Source organism: Sphingomonas bacterium (genome assembly GCF_903644055.1).
Lineage (GTDB): Bacteria > Pseudomonadota > Alphaproteobacteria > Sphingomonadales > Sphingomonadaceae > Sphingomonas_I.
The window spans coordinates 1-15,502 of record NZ_CAHJXD010000192.1; the positions used below are offsets into that span (position 1 = coordinate 1).

The 15,502-nt window shown below is 67.6% G+C and carries 20 protein-coding genes; 6 read left to right on the forward strand and 14 right to left on the reverse strand.

Going from position 1 to position 15,502, the window contains the following annotated elements:
* Both HUU94_RS12915 and HUU94_RS08330 read left to right on the forward strand, forming a co-directional pair.
* Positions 1–290 (forward strand): cold-shock protein (locus HUU94_RS12915; protein ID WP_302480191.1); only part of this gene is annotated, 290 nt, incomplete at its 5' end.
* 128 nt (positions 291–418) lie between these two features.
* The gene (locus tag HUU94_RS08330) at positions 419–922 is read left to right on the forward strand and encodes a thioredoxin family protein (RefSeq protein WP_174274621.1); all 504 of its coding nucleotides are present in this window, start codon (positions 419–421) and stop codon (positions 920–922) included.
* 105 nt (positions 923–1,027) lie between these two features.
* On the opposite strand, the gene HUU94_RS08335 is transcribed toward HUU94_RS08330, so the two are convergent.
* Together HUU94_RS08335 and HUU94_RS08340 are read right to left on the reverse strand one after the other, a co-directional pair.
* Positions 1,028–2,629, reverse strand: coding sequence for a cisplatin damage response ATP-dependent DNA ligase (locus tag HUU94_RS08335; protein WP_174274622.1), 1,602 nt, complete (start codon positions 2,627–2,629; stop codon positions 1,028–1,030).
* Positions 2,630–2,691: 62 nt separating this feature from the next.
* Positions 2,692–2,865 carry a DUF1328 domain-containing protein gene (locus HUU94_RS08340; RefSeq protein ID WP_174274623.1) on the reverse strand — a complete coding sequence of 58 codons (174 nt, stop codon included), beginning with the start codon at positions 2,863–2,865 and terminating at the stop codon, positions 2,692–2,694.
* A gap of 177 nt (positions 2,866–3,042) precedes the next feature.
* Between HUU94_RS08340 and rpmG the strand changes: the two genes are divergently transcribed.
* The 3 genes from rpmG (at position 3,043) to bfr (ending at position 4,058) form a co-directional block, all read left to right on the forward strand.
* Positions 3,043–3,210: a 50S ribosomal protein L33 gene (gene rpmG / locus HUU94_RS08345; protein ID WP_174274624.1), complete on the forward strand. Its 168-nt coding sequence runs from the start codon at positions 3,043–3,045 to the stop codon at positions 3,208–3,210.
* A 93-nt stretch (positions 3,211–3,303) separates the two neighbouring features.
* A complete protein-coding gene (locus HUU94_RS08350) occupies positions 3,304–3,474 on the forward strand; it encodes a (2Fe-2S)-binding protein (protein ID WP_174274625.1) in 171 nt (56 codons plus the stop codon).
* Between the two features lie 95 nt (positions 3,475–3,569).
* Positions 3,570–4,058 carry a bacterioferritin gene (gene bfr / locus HUU94_RS08355; protein WP_174274626.1) on the forward strand — a complete coding sequence of 163 codons (489 nt, stop codon included), beginning with the start codon at positions 3,570–3,572 and terminating at the stop codon, positions 4,056–4,058.
* Positions 4,059–4,185: 127 nt separating this feature from the next.
* On the opposite strand, the gene HUU94_RS08360 is transcribed toward bfr, so the two are convergent.
* From HUU94_RS08360 to der, 3 genes are read right to left on the reverse strand one after another with little or no spacing between them, the layout of a single operon-like run.
* Entirely contained in the window at positions 4,186–4,605 is a 420-nt protein-coding gene (locus HUU94_RS08360; protein ID WP_174274636.1) for an Hpt domain-containing protein, read from the reverse strand.
* A gap of 53 nt (positions 4,606–4,658) precedes the next feature.
* Positions 4,659–4,874, reverse strand: coding sequence for a sulfurtransferase TusA family protein (locus tag HUU94_RS08365; protein ID WP_302480192.1), 216 nt, complete (start codon positions 4,872–4,874; stop codon positions 4,659–4,661).
* On the reverse strand, positions 4,871–6,220 hold the full coding sequence (der, locus tag HUU94_RS08370) for a ribosome biogenesis GTPase Der (protein WP_174274627.1): 1,350 nt from the start codon (positions 6,218–6,220) through the stop codon (positions 4,871–4,873). The genes HUU94_RS08365 and der overlap by 4 nt, the downstream gene beginning before the upstream one ends.
* Before the next feature lie 104 nt (positions 6,221–6,324).
* Here der and coaA point away from each other — a divergent pair, with 104 nt between their 5' ends.
* On the forward strand, positions 6,325–7,308 hold the full coding sequence (gene coaA / locus HUU94_RS08375) for a type I pantothenate kinase (protein WP_174274628.1): 984 nt from the start codon (positions 6,325–6,327) through the stop codon (positions 7,306–7,308).
* A 137-nt stretch (positions 7,309–7,445) separates the two neighbouring features.
* On the opposite strand, the gene HUU94_RS08380 is transcribed toward coaA, so the two are convergent.
* From HUU94_RS08380 to HUU94_RS08420, 9 genes are all read right to left on the reverse strand, one after another.
* The gene (locus HUU94_RS08380; protein WP_174274629.1) at positions 7,446–8,753 is read right to left on the reverse strand and encodes a dihydrolipoamide acetyltransferase family protein; all 1,308 of its coding nucleotides are present in this window, start codon (positions 8,751–8,753) and stop codon (positions 7,446–7,448) included.
* Positions 8,754–8,768: 15 nt separating this feature from the next.
* Positions 8,769–9,773 carry an alpha-ketoacid dehydrogenase subunit beta gene (locus tag HUU94_RS08385; RefSeq protein WP_174274638.1) on the reverse strand — a complete coding sequence of 335 codons (1,005 nt, stop codon included), beginning with the start codon at positions 9,771–9,773 and terminating at the stop codon, positions 8,769–8,771.
* 136 nt (positions 9,774–9,909) lie between these two features.
* Positions 9,910–11,178: a thiamine pyrophosphate-dependent enzyme gene (locus HUU94_RS08390; RefSeq protein WP_254602058.1), complete on the reverse strand. Its 1,269-nt coding sequence runs from the start codon at positions 11,176–11,178 to the stop codon at positions 9,910–9,912.
* An 81-nt stretch (positions 11,179–11,259) separates the two neighbouring features.
* On the reverse strand, positions 11,260–12,615 hold the full coding sequence (locus HUU94_RS08395; protein ID WP_174274631.1) for an ATP-binding protein: 1,356 nt from the start codon (positions 12,613–12,615) through the stop codon (positions 11,260–11,262).
* Positions 12,612–13,304, reverse strand: coding sequence for a response regulator (locus HUU94_RS08400; protein WP_174274632.1), 693 nt, complete (start codon positions 13,302–13,304; stop codon positions 12,612–12,614). The genes HUU94_RS08395 and HUU94_RS08400 overlap by 4 nt, the downstream gene beginning before the upstream one ends.
* The gene (locus HUU94_RS08405; protein WP_254602060.1) at positions 13,301–14,008 is read right to left on the reverse strand and encodes an EF-hand domain-containing protein; all 708 of its coding nucleotides are present in this window, start codon (positions 14,006–14,008) and stop codon (positions 13,301–13,303) included. Before HUU94_RS08405 ends, HUU94_RS08400 begins: the two co-directional genes overlap by 4 nt.
* 57 nt (positions 14,009–14,065) lie before the next feature.
* The gene (locus HUU94_RS08410) at positions 14,066–14,515 is read right to left on the reverse strand and encodes a DUF1465 family protein (protein WP_254602062.1); all 450 of its coding nucleotides are present in this window, start codon (positions 14,513–14,515) and stop codon (positions 14,066–14,068) included.
* Positions 14,516–14,529: 14 nt separating this feature from the next.
* Positions 14,530–14,850 (reverse strand): thioredoxin TrxA, encoded by a 321-nt coding sequence (gene trxA / locus HUU94_RS08415; RefSeq protein ID WP_174274633.1) that lies wholly within the window; start codon positions 14,848–14,850, stop codon positions 14,530–14,532.
* A gap of 50 nt (positions 14,851–14,900) precedes the next feature.
* A partial coding sequence (locus tag HUU94_RS08420; RefSeq protein WP_174274634.1) for a PD-(D/E)XK nuclease family protein occupies positions 14,901–15,502 on the reverse strand: 602 nt, incomplete at its 5' end.

The following is a 15,502-nucleotide window of genomic DNA, read 5'->3' on the forward strand; positions in this document are numbered from 1 at the left end:
GGGCTCCTCCCCCGCGCGAGCAGGGCGGCGCTGGCGGCGCCGGCGGCGCGGGTGGCCCGCAGCGTCAGCTCACCGGCGAGCGCGCGAGCGGCACGGTGAAGTTCTTCAACGCGATGAAGGGCTTCGGCTTCATCCAGCGCGACGACGGCCAGCCCGATGCCTTCGTTCACATCTCGGCGGTCGAGCGTGCCGGGATGAGCACGCTCAACGAGGGCGATCGTTTGCAGTTCGAGTTGGAGGTCGATCGTCGCGGCAAATATGCGGCGGTGAATCTCAGCGCCGGCGAATAACGACCCCACGCGCAAGGATCAGCCCGGTCGGCCTTGATGGCTGGCCGGGCTTTTTCGTGCCCAAGAAACCCTTGCTTCGTTTCGCGCGTAGAACGCCTATCTGCGGCCTGAACGATATGGAGCTTGTCATGCGCCTTCCGCTGTTGATCCTCGCCGGCATCGCCATGGCCGCCAACGCCGCGACGCCGGCACCACGCCTCAAGGAAACCAGCTTCGAGCAGCTCGCGAAGCCGCTGCCCCTGCCCTATGACGAGGATGCCGATGCCAAGGCGGTCGTCGCCAGGGCGCGCGCGAAGGCGAAGGCTTCGGGCAAGCTGCTGCTGATCGATTTCGGCGGCAATTGGTGTCTCGATTGCCGCATCCTCGCCGGCACGATGGATCTTCCCGGTCTCAAGCCGTGGGTCGAGAAGCATTATGTGGAGGCGGTGGTGAATGTCGGCCGCTTCGACAAGAATCTCGACGTGCCCGCGCATTACGGCTTCACCAAGCGGCTCGAAGGCGTCCCCAGCATATTGATCGTCGATCCCAAGACCGACAAGGTGATCAACGTCGGCAAGACCACCGCGCTCGCCGATGCGCGCAGCATGAGTCCGCAGGGCCTCGCCGACTATCTCGCGCAGTGGGTGCGCTGACCCCGATTTCGGTGCCCGCGTCCGCCTAGACTCTGTCCTGTTGCCGTTGAACTCACGTCACCCCGGCCTTGAGCCGGGGTGACGTCAGGTTGAGCAAGACAGCCTCTAGCTGATCAGGCGTTCGAGGGCCTCGATCGTGTCGGCCTCGGCGGCGGGCTTGTCGCGGCGGATGCGGGCGATGCGGGGGAAGCGCATCGCGACGCCTGATTTGTGCCGCTTCGAGGCATGGATCGAATCGAAGGCGATCTCCAGCACCAGGCTCTTCTCGACCTCGCGTACCGGGCCGAAGCGCTGGACGGTGTTCGTCCGCACGAAATGATCGAGCCAGCGCAATTCCTCGTCGGTGATCCCCGAATAGGCCTTGCCGACGGGAAGCAGCTCGCCCTCCGCGGTCCAGCAGCCGAAGGTGTAATCCGAATAATAGCTGGAGCGGCGCCCGTGGCCGCGTTGGGCGTACAGGATCACGCAATCGGCGGTCAGCGGATCGCGCTTCCACTTGTACCATAGCCCGACGCGCCGCCCGGCGACGTAAGGCGAATCGCGCCGCTTGAGCATCACGCCCTCGATCGCGGCATCGCGTGCGCCGGCCCTGATCTCCTCCAGCGCTGCGAAATCGGCGGCTTCGATCACCGGGCTGAGATCGAAGCGCGCGGGATCGAGCCGGGGGGCGAGGCGGTCCAGCCGTTGCCGCCGCTCGCTCCAGCCGAGCCCGCGCAGATCCTCGGGCCCGTCGAACAGGATGTCGTAGAGGCGCACGAACGCCGGATAATCAGCCAGCGCGCGCGCGGAGACAGTCTTACGCCCCAGTCGCTGCTGAAGCGCGTTGAAGCTCGCCGCGCCCTCGCCCTCCGCGAGGGCGGCGCCCTGATGCGCGCCGCGCACCAGCAGCTCGCCATCGAGCACCGCATCGATCGTGAAGGCGGCGGCGACGTCCGGGAAGCTCGAGGTAATGTCGTCGCCCGCGCGACTGTAGAGCCGCGTCTCGCCGCCCGTCCGCACGAGCTGGACGCGGATGCCATCCCATTTCCACTCGGCCGCATAATCGGCGAGATCGACGCGCAGCTCCTCCAGCGGATGCGCGAGCATGAAGGGGCGGAACACCGGCACGTCGGCGGGCGTCGGCTGCACGCCTTTGCCCTCGGCCCAGGCGAACAGCGGCGCGTAGGGCGGCTTGAGCCCGTGCCACACCTCCTCCACCGCATCGACATCGAGCCCGAACGCCTGGGCAAGCGCGGTCTTGGCGAGCCGCGCCGAGACGCCGACTCGCAGCGCGCCCGTCGCGAGCTTGAGCAAGGCATAGCGGCCCGAGGCATCGAGCTGATCGAGCATCGCGGCAAGCGCGCGCGGCGCCTCCCCGCGCCCCAGCGTCAGGATGCGTTCGATCACGGTGGAAAGCCGGAGCATCCCGCTGTCGATTTCGGGCGGCAGCCCCTCCGGCTTGGGCCACAGCAGCGAAACCGTCTCGGCGAGATCGCCGACGAAATCGCGGCTCATCGCGAACAGCACCGGATCGATGCGCTCCTCGACGATGCCCCGGATCGCGGCGGATTTGACGTGGGGCAGGTTGAGATCGCCCGTCAGCGCGGCCATCGCCCAGCCGCGATCGGGATCGGGCGCCTCGCGCAGATAATCGCCGATCAGCTTGAGCTTGCCGTTGCGCGATCGGGTGTAGACGAGCCCGTCGAGCAATTGGGAAAAATCACGCATCGTCGCTCAAACGAAAAAGGGCGGCATCGCGTGCCGCCCTCCATCGGTATATTGCCTGCGGTTCAGGTGACGGCGCGCCCGGCGAGCAGCGCCAGCACGAGGAATATGACGAACAAGGCGATCGCGATGTAGAACAGGATCTTGGCGATCTCGACGAAGGCGCCGCCGACGCCGCCGAACCCCAAGGCTCCGAGGATCAATCCGACGACGAGAAAGATGAGTGCGAATTTGAGCATGGCGAACCCCTTTCGGCTCCATAACGAGAATAGCCTATCGGGGTTCCGGTTCGCGCCGCCGCGATCTTGACGAACCGCCCCCGATCGCACTAAGGGCTGCCCAGCGAGCGGCTTTGCGGCCGCTTTTGTTATTTGTGGTCGTGGACATCCCGGCCAGCAGCAACCAGGACGCCCAGGATGGCCAAGCCGACCACGGTCAAGATCAAGCTCGTCAGCACCGCCGACACGGGCTTCTTCTATGTGACCAAGAAGAATCCCCGTAACCAGACCGAGAAGATGAACTTCCGGAAATATGACCCCGTCGTGCGCAAGCATGTCGAGTTCAAGGAAGCCAAGATCAAATAGATCGCTTCCTACCTCCGGGAGTGCGACGCGTTCGCATTTCCTGTTGCGAGTTAGTCTCAATATCGATATCATCGTGAGCGAGGAGAGTCGCTCATGGTCGTGTGCGTGTGCAATGCCATTCGGGAACGTGATGTCCGGGCGGCCGCGCGCGCCGGCTGCTGCGATCCGCTGAAGGCCTATGCTTCGCTCGGCCGCCGGCCGCGCTGCGGCCAATGCCTCTCCTATGCCCGCGAGTTGATCGCCGCAGAACGCAGCGCCGCTTAAATCCTGAGAACGACTCGCGCGAGTCGTTCGCGCTTCAAATTCGATGTGGCGCTGGCTAAGCCCGACAAGAACCAATTGTATCGGGAGCCGGCCTCGTGAAGGGCGACGACAAAGTCATCGAATATCTGAACGCCGCGCTCAAGAACGAGCTGACGGCGATCAATCAATATTTCCTGCATTACCGGATGCTCGATCATTGGGGCATCCAGCATCTTGCCAAGTTCGAATATGGCGAGTCGATCGATGAGATGAAGCATGCCGATTGGCTGTCGGCGCGGATCCTGTTTCTCGACGGTCTTCCGAACTTCCAGGCACTCGGCCGGCTGCGGATCGGCGAATCGGTGGAGGAAGTGCTCCGCGCCGATCTCGCGCTGGAAAACGAGGCGATCCCGTTGCTGCGTGATGCGATCCAGCACAGCGAGCTGGTGCGCGACTATATCAGCCGCGACCTGTTCAAGCGCATCCTCGACAATGAGGAAGAGCATGTCGATTATCTGGAGCGGCAGTTCGATATGATCGAGCGGATGGGCATCCACAATTACGTCCAGCTCCAATCGAAGCCGGCGGAATCGATGGAGCATTAGAGGCTGTCCGTTCACGCTGAAACGTCACCCCGGCCTTGAGCCGGGGTCCCGCTTCTTCAACGTCGGTAGGCAGCGGGACCCCGGCTCAAGGCCGGGGTGACGAGAGTTCGCTCTAAGCGCCGGCGCTTCAGCCGACCTTGCGCCCGAACCCTCCGGCGCGCCGCGCCGGGATGGGCGCCGCCACCGCGACCTCGCGATCGAAATAGGCCAAGGTCTCCGCGAACAGCGGCCGCAGCTTCGCGACCTCCTCCGCGACATCGTACGGGAAGCTGTGCATCTCGACCGCATCGCGCGCCGCGCGCTCGATCCTTTCGGCGGTGAGGCCGAGCGGCTCGGCGCCGAATTGGAGCGATTCGCCCTTCAGCGTGTGCGCCGGACGGACCAGCGCCACGGCGCTTTCCGCATGCATCGCCTGCTCGATCGCGCGGATCGATTTCACGCCGTCTTCGCGGAAATAGCCCAGGATGCGCGCGAAACTTTCGCCAAGCTCGCGCTTCGTCTGGTCAAACGCCGTCCGGTCAACAATCGTGTCGCCATCCAGGTACATCGGCATCCCCAATGTGGTTCCCGCCCGGGAAAAGCCGCTATGCCGGCAAATAGTTAAGGCATTGCCCATGGCGATCGGCGAACGATGAACCCGCCCATTATCGGGCTGACCTCCCACCTCTCATGATCGGCGAGCGCTGCGATTTCGGCCGGTGCGGCGGGGTCATCGGCCAGAATCGTCACCGCGGGCGACTCCCGCATCGCGCGCGCGAGCCGCAGCGCCGGCCAGGGACAGCGCATCCCGCGAGCGTCGACGATACTTTCGGTCACGCCTTGCGATAGGGATTGGTCGTCGCGCGCAGCGTCAGCCGCACCGGCACCGCGCCGAAGCCCAGATCGCGGCGGATGCCGTTGACGAGATAGCGGCGATAGCTTTCGGGAAGCTCGTCCACCCGCGTGCCGAACAGGATGAAGCTCGGCGGCCGCGAGCGCGCCTGCGTGATGTAGCGCAGCTTGATGCGCTTGCCGCCGGGCGCGGGCGGCGGATTGGCCTCGATCGCGCGCTCGAACCAGCGGTTGAGCTGCCCCGTCGAGACGCGGCGCGACCATTCGTCGCGCAAGCCGAACGCCGCGCCCATGAGCTGATCGATGCCCCGCCCGGTGAAGGCCGATACTGTGAGCACCGGCAATCCCTTGACCTGCGCCAGCCCCTCTTCCAGCGCGGCGCGGATGCCGTTGAGCAGGCCGGGCGGATTTTCGGCGACGTCCCATTTGTTGATCGCGATCAACAGCCCCCTGCCCTCCTCGATCACCTGCGCGGCGATGCGCAGGTCCTGCGCCTCCAGCCCGCGCGTGGCATCGAGCAGCAGCACGACGACCTCTGCGAAATCGATCGCGTGGTGCGTGTCCGCCGCCGACAGCCGCTCCAGCTTGTCCTCGATCTTGGCCTTGCGCCGCAGCCCGGCGGTATCGATCAGCCGAACCGGGCGATCCTGCCAGAGCCACTCGATCGCGATCGAATCGCGGGTGATCCCGGCTTCCGGCCCGGTGATCATCCGCTCCTCGCCGAGCATCTTGTTGACCAAAGTGGACTTGCCCGCGTTGGGTCGGCCGACGATGGCGAGCTTGAGCGGCCCGTCCTCGGCCTCGGCGTCGTCTTCCTCCACGGGCCCGTCCCCGCGCTCCAGATGCGGGCGCAGCGCCTCGAACAGATCGACCAGCCCCTCGCCATGCTCGGCCGAAAACGGGATCGGATCGCCGAGACCGAGCGCATAGGCCTCGATGATCCCGGTCTCGCCCGCCCGCCCCTCGGCCTTGTTGGCGACGGGAATCACCACGGTGTCGAGGCCGCGCAGCCATTGCGCGATCGTCTCGTCGAGCGGCGTGACGCCCGCGCGCGCGTCGATCATGAACAGCGCGACATCGGCGCTGAGCGCCGCCGCCTCGGTCTGCGCGCGCATCCGGCCGGGCAGCGTCGCGGCGTCGTCGTCCTCGAAACCGGCGGTGTCGATCAGCGTGAAGTCGAGCCCGAGCAGGCTGGCATCGCCCTCGCGCCGATCGCGCGTTACGCCGGGGCGATCGTCGACCAACGCGAGTTTCTTGCCCACCAGCCTGTTGAACAGGGTGGACTTGCCGACGTTGGGACGTCCGACGATGGCGACGATGGGGGCTGGCATGAACGCGCCTTCTAGAGGCTGCCGCGCGCCACGCCACCCCGCATCTTTTGCGCGCTCAGCGGCATCGGCTATAGGCCGCGATCGGCACGGCTGCGGAGGATGGGATGGCGACGGTGCGACAGATACGACCGGAGCGCGCCGGCGCGGCGTTGCCGGCCGACGATCTCGCGGGCAGTACGCATTTTCCGCGCGCCGCCTGGGCGCGGCTGCGCTCAGCGGTGCCGCTGACGATCACCGAGGACGATCTCATCCGCCTGCGCGGCGCCAACGAGCCGATCTCGCTCACCGAGGTCGAGGATATCTATCTGCCGCTCACCCGCCTGATCAATCTGCACGTCGGCGCGGCACGCGGGCTCGCGCGCGTGACCGACGATTTCCTCGGCCGCCCCGCCGCCAAGCGTCCCTATGTCGTGGCGATCGCGGGATCGGTGGCGGTGGGCAAGAGCACGATGGCGCGCGTGCTGCGCGCGCTGCTGTCGCGCTGGCCCGATCATCCCCGCGTCGATCTCGTCACCACCGATGGCTTCCTCTACCCGACGCGCACGTTGCAGGAGCGCGGGCTGATGGAGCGGAAGGGCTTCCCCGAAAGCTACGACATCCGCCGGATGATCGAATTCCTGCTCGAGGTGCGGACGACGGGCCGCGCGCGCACGCCGATCTACTCGCATCTGGCTTACGATATCGTGCCGGGCGCCTATCAGGAGATCGCGGCCCCCGATATCCTGATCTTCGAGGGCTTGAACGTACTTCAGATCGGCGCGGCGTCGAAGGGCGGCGCCTTGTTCACCGCCAGCGATTTCTTCGATCTCGCGCTCTATGTGGATGCCGAGGCGGACGATATCTCCCGCTGGTACGTCGATCGTTTCATGACCCACCAGGCAACGACGTTCCGCGATCCCGACAGCTATTTCCACCATATGGCGGGCGCGACGCGCGACGAGGCGCTGACCTATGCCGAAAGATTATGGCGCGAGATCAATGCCGTGAACCTCGCCGAGAACATCCTCCCCTCCCGCGCGCGCGCCGATCTCGTGATCCACAAGGGCCCCGATCATCGCGTCGAGGAATTGTTCATGCGACGGCTTTAGAGGCGCCCTGTCCAAGCTGAAACGTCACCCCGGCCTTGAGCCGGGGTCCCGCTTCTTCTTCTACGTTGCCAGGCAGCGGGACCCGGCTCAAGTCCGGGGTGACGAGAGTTCACGTCCACAGGACAGGCTTTAGGCGCTCAGTCCACGAACAGCAGCGCCGGGGTCTCGATCAGCCGCTTGACCGCCTGCACGAAGCTTGCCGCATCCCAGCCGTCGACGACGCGGTGATCGCACGAGATCGAGAGGTTCATCAGCTTGGCGGCCACCACCTGGCCGTCGCGGAACGCCGGCCGCTCGATCACCTTGTTGGGGCCGATGATCGCGACCTCGGGGCGGTTGATGACGGGGGTGGTCGCGATGCCGCCGAGCGCGCCGAGCGAGGTGAGCGTCAGCGTCGATCCGGACAGCTCCTCGCTCCTGGCCTTCCCCGCGCGCGCCGCCTCGGCGAGCCGTCCGATCTCGCCCGCCAATTGCCAGACGTTGAGCGCCTGCGCGTCGCGGATCACCGGCACCATCAGCCCGGCATCGGTCTGCGTCGCGATGCCGAGATGCACCGCGCCATGCCGCGTCACGATGCCCGCTTCGTCATCGTAGCGCGCGTTGATCATCGGAAATTCGGGCAGCGCCTTGCAGATCGCGACGATCAGCAGCGGCAACATCGTGATCCTGGGTTTGGCCCCGCGCGTCTCGTTGAGATCGGCGCGCAGGCTCTCCAGCTTGGTGACGTCGAGCTCCTCGACATAGGAGAAATGCGGGATCGCGCGCTTCGATGCCGCCATATTCTCGGCGATCCGCCGGCGCAGCCCGACGACGCGGACCTGCTCGTCGGGACGCGCGGGAGCGGCGGCACGATAGCCGCGCGCGCCATTGTAGCCGAGGAAGGCATCGAGATCGGCGTGGCGGACGCGCCCCTCCGGCGCATGGACCTCCGCAAGATCGATCCCGAGCGTCCGGGCGCGATCCCGCACCGCGGCCGAAGCGAGGATGCGTTTCTTCTCCCTCTCCCCGCTTGCGGAGAGAGGGCCGGGGAGAGGGGGAGTCGCGGCAGCGGCGGCAGGCTCGACAGGCGCACCCGGCTCCCCCTCTCCCAACCCTTTCCCCTGAAGGGGAGAGGGCTTTTCCGCCTCGATCGGCTCGCTCAGCGCCACCGCGCTCGCCTCGGGCGGCGCCACCTGGACGGTGGGTTCCTCGACCACCCCGCCCGCAGCACCCTCGAACACCGCCAGCACCGAACCGATCGCGATCATGTCGCCGACCGCGCCCGCGATCTCGACCAGCGTCCCCGCCACGGGCGCGGTCATCTCCACGGTCGCCTTGTCGGTCATCATGTCGCAGAGCGGGGCATCCTCCTCGAGCATGTCGCCGACCTGCGCGTGCCAGGCGACGATCTCGGCCTCGGCGATACCCTCGCCGATGTCCGGCAGTTTGAAAGACGTGCGCGCCATCCCGTTCCTCGTCCTCTAGGCCCCGATCACGCGCTTGAGCGCTTGAGTCAGCCGCACCGGCCCCGGGAAATAGGCCCATTCGAGGCTGTGCGGATAGGGCGTGTCCCATCCCGTCACGCGCTCGACCGGCGCCTCCAGCGAATAGAAGCAGCGCTCCTGCACCAGCGCGGCAAGCTCGGCGCCGAAGCCCGAGGTGCGAGTCGCCTCGTGCAGCACGATGCAGCGGCCGGTCTTGCGCACCGATGTCTCGATCGTCTCGATATCGAGCGGCACGAGCGTGCGCAGATCGATCACCTCGACGTCGATGCCGGTCTCCTGCGCGACGCCGAGCGCGACATGGACCATCGTGCCGTAGCAGAGCAGCGTCGCCGCCTCGCCCTCGCGCACCACCGCCGCCTGCCCCAGCGGAATGCGGTAATAGCCCTCGGGCACGCGGGCCTGCGGATGCTTGGCCCAGGGCGTCACGGGGCGATCGTAATGGCCGTCGAACGGGCCGTTGTAGATGCGCTTGGGCTCGAAGAAGATCACCGGATCATTGTCCTCGATCGCGGCGATCAGCAGCCCCTTGGCGTCGTGGGGATTCGAGGGCACCACCGTCTTGATACCGGCGACATGGGTGAACAGCGCCTCGGGGCTCTGGCTGTGCGTCTGCCCGCCGAAGATGCCGCCGCCGAACGGCGAGCGCACGGTGATCGGCGCGGTGAATTCGCCCGCCGATCGATAGCGCAGCCGCGCCGCCTCCGAGACGATCTGGTCGAGCGCGGGGTAGATATAATCGGCGAACTGGATCTCGGGCACCGGCCGCAAGCCATAGGCCGCCATGCCGACCGCGACGCCGATGATCCCGCATTCGGTGATCGGCGTATCGAACACGCGGGTCTTGCCATATTTCTTCTGGAGGCCCTCGGTCGCCTTGAACACGCCGCCGAAATAGCCGACGTCCTCGCCCAGCACGGTGATGTCGGCGTCGCGGCCCATGCAGATGTCCAGCGCCGAATTGATCGCCTGGATCATGTTCATGCCGCGGGTGGGTTCGGCCTCGCCCATGCTTATGCCCCCCTCCGTTCGTGTCGAGCGCAGTCGAGACACGTCGGCGCAAGGCCTGAGGCACGTCCCTCGACTTCGCTCGGGACGAACGGCAGTTGAAGAAAGCCGCTCATATCCCCGCCGCCTTGCGTTCGGCCTGCATCGCCTCGGATTGCTCCTTGAGATGCCAGGGCTGCTCCTCGAAGACATCCTCGAACATCGTCGTGAATGGCTGGCTCAGGCCGTCGTGCAGCGTCCCCTGCGCCTCGGCCTTGCGGCCCTCGTCGCGGACATGCTCGGCGACGTCCTTGTCCATCGCGGCGTGGCGTTCGTCGTCCCATTCGCCAAGGACGATCAGGTGCCGCTTGAGCCGCGCGATCGGATCGCCGAGCGGCCAGGCGCCGCGCTCCTCCGCCGAGCGATATTTGGTGGGATCGTCGGAGGTCGAATGCCCCTCGGCGCGATAGGTGAAATATTCGATCAGCGTCGGGCCATGATTGCCGCGCGCGCGCTCCGCCGCCCAATCGAGCACGGCGTAGCAGGCGAGGATGTCGTTGCCGTCGACGCGCAGGCTGGCGATGCCATAGCCGATGCCGCGCGCCGCGAAGGTGGTATTCTCGGCGCCCGCGATGCCCGAGAAGCTGGAAATTGCCCACTGATTGTTGATGACGTTGAGGATCACCGGCGCGCGATAGACGCTGGCGAAGGTGCAGGCCGAATGGAAGTCGCCCTCGGCGGTCGAGCCCTCGCCGCACCAGCAGGCCGCGATCCTGCTGTCCCCGCGCGAGGCGCTGGCCATCGCGAAGCCCACCGCCTGCGGATATTGCGTGGCGAGATTGCCCGAGATCGAGAAGAAGCCCGCGTCGCGCGCCGAATACATGATCGGCATCTGCCGGCCCTTGAGCCGATCGCCCGCGTTCGAATAGATCTGGCACATCATGTCGCCGATCGGCCAGCCGCGCGCGATCAGCAGGCCCTGCTGGCGATAGGAGGGGAAGCACATGTCGCCGCGATCCAGCGCATGAGCGGCGGCGATCGCCGTCGCCTCCTCGCCGGTGCATTTCATGTAGAAGCTGGTCTTGCCCTGGCGCTGGGCGCGATACATGCGCTCGTCGAACGCGCGGGTCAGCGCCATGTCGCGCAGCATCCGGCGGAGGCGATCCGCCGACAGGCGCGGGTTCCACGGGCCTTGCGCCGCGCCTTCGTCGTCGAGCACACGGATCAGCGCATAGGCATGATCGCGCATGCCACCCGGCAGCGCGTCGATCGGCGGCCGGGCGACGGCGCCCGCCGTACCGCGATCGAAATCGGCATAGTCCACCGCATCGCCGGGGCGGAAGCGCGGCTCCGGGACGTGAAGCGTGAGCGGCGGCAGGTTGCGGCGCGGCTGATCGGACATGCTCTCCATCCTCCTGCAACGCCCCTCGTCGGCGGTCGTTGCCGCATCGCACCGTTGTTAGATTATTTCAAGATCACGCAATTATGTTCGTGCGGACGGCGGCATCAAAGGGAGCGAGCAGATCGCGACGAGGCCGCCGCCGTCGCGGTTCCTCAGCTCGATGAAGCCGCCATGATCCTCGGCGATCGTCTGCGCGATCGTCAGGCCGAGCCCGATCCCGCCCGTGGTGCGATTGCGCGAGGGATCGCCGCGCACGAAGGGCTGGAACGCGCGCGACAGCATCTCTTCGGCCAGCCCCGGGCCATGATCGGCGATCTCGACCCGCGCCGCGGTGCCGTCGCCGCGCATCGAGACCTCGACGCGCTCGCCATAGGCCAGCCCGTTATCGATGAGGTTCTGGAACATCCGCTCCAGCCCCAGCGGATCGCCCTGGATGGTGAGCGCCACGGTCCCCGCAAGCTCGACCGCGCGCCCCAGATCACGGTCCTGATCGATGATCGCGCCGAGCAGCGCATCGAGGCGCACGGGCACGCGCTCCCCCTTGGCGCCGGTGTTGCGGACGAAGCCGATCGTCGCCGCCAGCATCGCGCGCATCTGCTCGACGTCGGCGAGTACCTTCTCGCGCATCGGCTCCCCGGCCTCCTCGATGCGGAAGGCGATCCGCGCGAGCGGCGTGCGCAGATCGTGCGCGATCGCCCCGATCATCGTCGTGCGCTCGCCGACATAATCGGCCAGCCGCGCCTGCATCCGGTTGAGCGCGTGAGCGGCGACGCGCAATTCGGCGGGCCCCTCCTCGACGAGTCCCGGCGCCTGCGGATCCGCTCCCAGCCTGTCGGCGGCTTCGGCGAAGCTGCGGATCGGCCGGGAAAGCGCGCCGGCGAACCACCAGGCGAGCGGGATCAGCGCGATCGCGCTGACCAGCAGCCACAGGATCATCCGCCGCTGCCATGGCGCGATCAAAGGCGGCGGCGGCGTCTCGGCGATCCGCCAGCCGCGCGGGGTCTCGACCGCCGCGATCAGCGGGGTGAAGAAGATAGTTTCGCCGTGCCGCACCGAAAAGGGCTCGCGCGATCGGCGGCGGAAGGGCGGCGATCCATCGGATCGGTCGGGCTCGAAGAACAGGCGCACCTGATCGTCGCGTCTGCCGAGCCGCTGCGCGAGCAGATGCGTGAGCGGCGCGTCGCTCACCATCCGCGGGCGGGGCGCGGGCGCCGCCTGTTGTAGCCTCACGTCGAGCTCGCGATCATGATCGCTGGCATCGCGGCGCTCGCCCGCCAGCGTGCCCGCGACTTCGAACAGGCGGTTGAATTGCGGGCGCGGCGGCGGGTTGACGAACAGCAGCAGGAAGCCCGCCGCCTGCGCGATCACCACCGCCGCGACCAGCAGGATCAGCACCTGCCAGAACACCGGCAGCGCGCGAAGCGAGCGGCGGCTCATCCCTCGACGCGCAACGTGAACATATAGCCCTCGTTGCGCACCGTGCGGATCGGATCGTCGGGCGAGAGCTTCTTGCGCAGCCGGCTGATCGTCACGTCGATCGCGCGATCGAAGACATCGCTGCCGAGGCCGCGCGCATGCTCGATCAACTGGTCGCGGCTCATCACGCGCTGCGGGCGATCGAGGAAGGCCGAGAGGATGCGGAATTCGCCGTCGGTCAGTTGCACCGACGCCGGCCCCGCGCGCTCCAGCGTGCGCTGCACGATATCCAGCGTCCATATGCCGAAGCGCCGGATCTTCCCCGCCGGGCCCGTCGAGGGAAGCTCGGCGCGCCGCCGCAGCACCGCGCGCACCCGCGCCAGCAGCTCGCGCGGATTGCACGGCTTGGCGACATAATCGTCGGCGCCGACCTCGAGCCCGACGATGCGATCGGTATCCTCTGCCATCGCCGAGAGCATGATGATTCCCGGACCCCCCGCGCCGCGCAGGCGGCGGAGGATCGAAAGCCCGTCCTCGCCCGGCATCATCAGATCGAGCACGACGAGATCGAAGGTCTCGCGGGTCAGCAGCCCGTCCATCGCCGCGCCGTCGGCCGCGCTTTCGACATGATAGCCGCTCGACGCCAGGAAATCGCTGATCAGCCCGCGCAGCTCGGGATCGTCGTCGACGACGAGGATGCGTTCGGTCATCGCGGCGGTCTGCCTTCGCGCTCTTCCTCGCGAAGCTCCTTCTCGCGGGCCCGGTCGGTGCCGCGCGGCTTCGGACGCGGGCGGCACGGGCCTTCGATCGCACGCTGAGCGGGCGTGCTGGGCAGGTCCTTCAGGGTGAGCACGCCGTTGCCGGCGGCGTCCAGCGTCTCGAAGCGGCGGCCCGCCGCGCCCGCGAACTCGCGTTCGGTGACGACGCGGTCGATATCGGCATCGGCGGAAGCGACGGGCTCGGGGATGTTCAGCCAGGAATAGCCGCCCGCCCCCATCGGCCCGCCATAATCGCTTTCGCCGTTGCGCGGCGCGCGGCGGCCGGGCGCCACCATCTCGCGGCCGCGCACCGCATAAAGCGCGATCTCCGGCGCGACATCGGCTTCGTAGGCGGTGATTTCCTCGGGCGTCAGGCGGCCGTCGTGATCGCGGTCGAGCAGCCGGAAGAAGCGATCGGCGTCGGCGACGAATTCGGCGCGGTCGATTCGCCCGTCGCGATTGCGATCGGCGGCGGTGAACCAGGCGGCCGAAGGATAGGCCTGCCCAGGCGCCGCCCGAAATGGCTCCCCCATCGGCGCGATGAAGATCGGCGGCGTACCCGGCCGCGCGCAATAAGGCGCGTCGGGCGGGAGGCGGTCGCGCGCCGTCGCGGGGGCGGCGGCGAGAATGCAGAGCAGGAAAGCGGGACGGATCATCTGCGGACGCTAGTAGCCCCGCAAGCTACCGGCAAATTGCAGCGCTGAAACAGCGAATCAGATCGATCGCTGCAACCGTTGCAGCAAGGCGCGAGCGGGGCTCGCGACCGGCCGCTCCGGCTCCGCGCCGGCATCGAGCCGCGCGACGCGCTGGTGGAGCTCGACGCCCGCCAGGATCAGCGCCCGTGCCTGAGCCGGAAAGTCGGCGAGCGCGGCGGGATCGACCGACGGCCCGTCCTCCAGCCGCCGCCGTGGATCGTCCGCTTCGCCTGCCGCCAGCTCCCCCGCCGCCACCGCCTTGCGCAGCAGCAGCCAAGCGATGATCTGCATCAGCCGGGTCGAGGCCTTGAGCGCCTCGCACGCCAGGAGGACGCGCTGCGCGGCGGAGAGCGCGGCGCGCTCGGCCGTACCCGCCTGATCGAAATAGCCGCGCGTCTCGTCGGCAAGCAGAAGCGCATCGGAATAGAGGCTTTCGATCAGCCTGGGAGTGATCGCTTCCGCGGCCAAGCCCTCCTCTCCGATCAGATCGATCCTTCGATCCAGCCCTTGAGCGCGCCCTTCGGCGCCGCGCCCACCTTGGTCGCGGCGGGAGCGCCATCCTTGAACAGGATCATCGTCGGGATGCCGCGCACGCCATAGCGCGCCGGCGCATCGGGATTTTCATCGATGTTGAGCTTGGTGATCGTCACCTTCTCGCCGAGCTCGTCCGAAAGCTCCTCCAGCGCGGGTCCGATCATCCGGCACGGGCCGCACCACTCCGCCCAGAAATCGACCAGCACCGGGCCGGACGCCTTGAGAACGTCGCTGTCGAACGAAGTGTCGGTGATCTTCTTGGTGGCCATCGTGGCATGCTCCTGTGCTTGAACCGATGTAGGGCGGCGTCGCGCCGCTCTCAACCATCGAAGACGAGCTTTTGCTGCGCAAGCTGCAAGCTGGGCTTGTACCGCGCGAGCAGCTCGTCGGGCAGCGCCAGCAAGGCGGGTGCCGCAGTGTAGAGCAAGGCCGCCTCGACGCGCCGATCGGGAAAGATCACGCGCAGCGCCTCGACATAAGCGGACATCTGGCGGAGGTGCGCCGGGGGGGCCGCCCCGGCCTCGGCCGGCACCGCGCGGCTCGTCTTGAAGTCGACGACCCGCACCCGCTCCGCCTCGACGAGCAGGCGATCGACCGTGCCCGCGACGACGATGCCGTCGCCCAGCACCGCCGCGATCGGCGCTTCGGAAAGCGAGGCGGGCGAGAAGATCGCGGCGAAATCCGGCGCGCCGATGATCGCGCATGCGTCCGCCGCGATCGCGCGCGCCGCGCTCTCCGTTTCCACGCCCGCCGAGCCCATCAGCCAGCGAATCGCCGCATCCTGCCTCCGATCGGACGGGATCGCGGGCAGCCGTTCGAACAGAGCGTGCAGCAGATGCCCCCGCCGGGCGGCCGCGCGCATCGCAGGCGTCGGCGGCGCCTGCGCGCTGTCGTCCTCGCTGGGCGACGAGGGCGCGAGCG

Excerpts from the sequence above, each read along its gene's own strand:
- HUU94_RS08360 (WP_174274636.1), bottom strand. The coding sequence starts at position 4,605 with ATGTACCTGGATGGCGACACGATTGTTGACCGGACGGCGTTTGACCAG.
- HUU94_RS08380 (WP_174274629.1), bottom strand. The coding sequence starts at position 8,753 with ATGGCGCGCACGTCTTTCAAACTGCCGGACATCGGCGAGGGTATCGCC.
- HUU94_RS08390 (WP_254602058.1), bottom strand. The coding sequence starts at position 11,178 with ATGTCCGATCAGCCGCGCCGCAACCTGCCGCCGCTCACGCTTCACGTC.
- HUU94_RS08350 (WP_174274625.1), top strand. The coding sequence starts at position 3,304 with ATGGTCGTGTGCGTGTGCAATGCCATTCGGGAACGTGATGTCCGGGCG.
- coaA (WP_174274628.1), top strand. The coding sequence starts at position 6,325 with ATGGCGACGGTGCGACAGATACGACCGGAGCGCGCCGGCGCGGCGTTG.
- HUU94_RS08400 (WP_174274632.1), bottom strand. The coding sequence starts at position 13,304 with ATGACCGAACGCATCCTCGTCGTCGACGACGATCCCGAGCTGCGCGGG.
- der (WP_174274627.1), bottom strand. The coding sequence starts at position 6,220 with ATGCCAGCCCCCATCGTCGCCATCGTCGGACGTCCCAACGTCGGCAAG.
- trxA (WP_174274633.1), bottom strand. The coding sequence starts at position 14,850 with ATGGCCACCAAGAAGATCACCGACACTTCGTTCGACAGCGACGTTCTC.
- HUU94_RS08385 (WP_174274638.1), bottom strand. The coding sequence starts at position 9,773 with ATGAACATGATCCAGGCGATCAATTCGGCGCTGGACATCTGCATGGGC.
- HUU94_RS08335 (WP_174274622.1), bottom strand. The coding sequence starts at position 2,629 with ATGCGTGATTTTTCCCAATTGCTCGACGGGCTCGTCTACACCCGATCG.
- HUU94_RS08405 (WP_254602060.1), bottom strand. The coding sequence starts at position 14,008 with ATGATCCGTCCCGCTTTCCTGCTCTGCATTCTCGCCGCCGCCCCCGCG.
- HUU94_RS08340 (WP_174274623.1), bottom strand. The coding sequence starts at position 2,865 with ATGCTCAAATTCGCACTCATCTTTCTCGTCGTCGGATTGATCCTCGGA.
- HUU94_RS08395 (WP_174274631.1), bottom strand. The coding sequence starts at position 12,615 with ATGAGCCGCCGCTCGCTTCGCGCGCTGCCGGTGTTCTGGCAGGTGCTG.
- HUU94_RS08330 (WP_174274621.1), top strand. The coding sequence starts at position 419 with ATGCGCCTTCCGCTGTTGATCCTCGCCGGCATCGCCATGGCCGCCAAC.
- rpmG (WP_174274624.1), top strand. The coding sequence starts at position 3,043 with ATGGCCAAGCCGACCACGGTCAAGATCAAGCTCGTCAGCACCGCCGAC.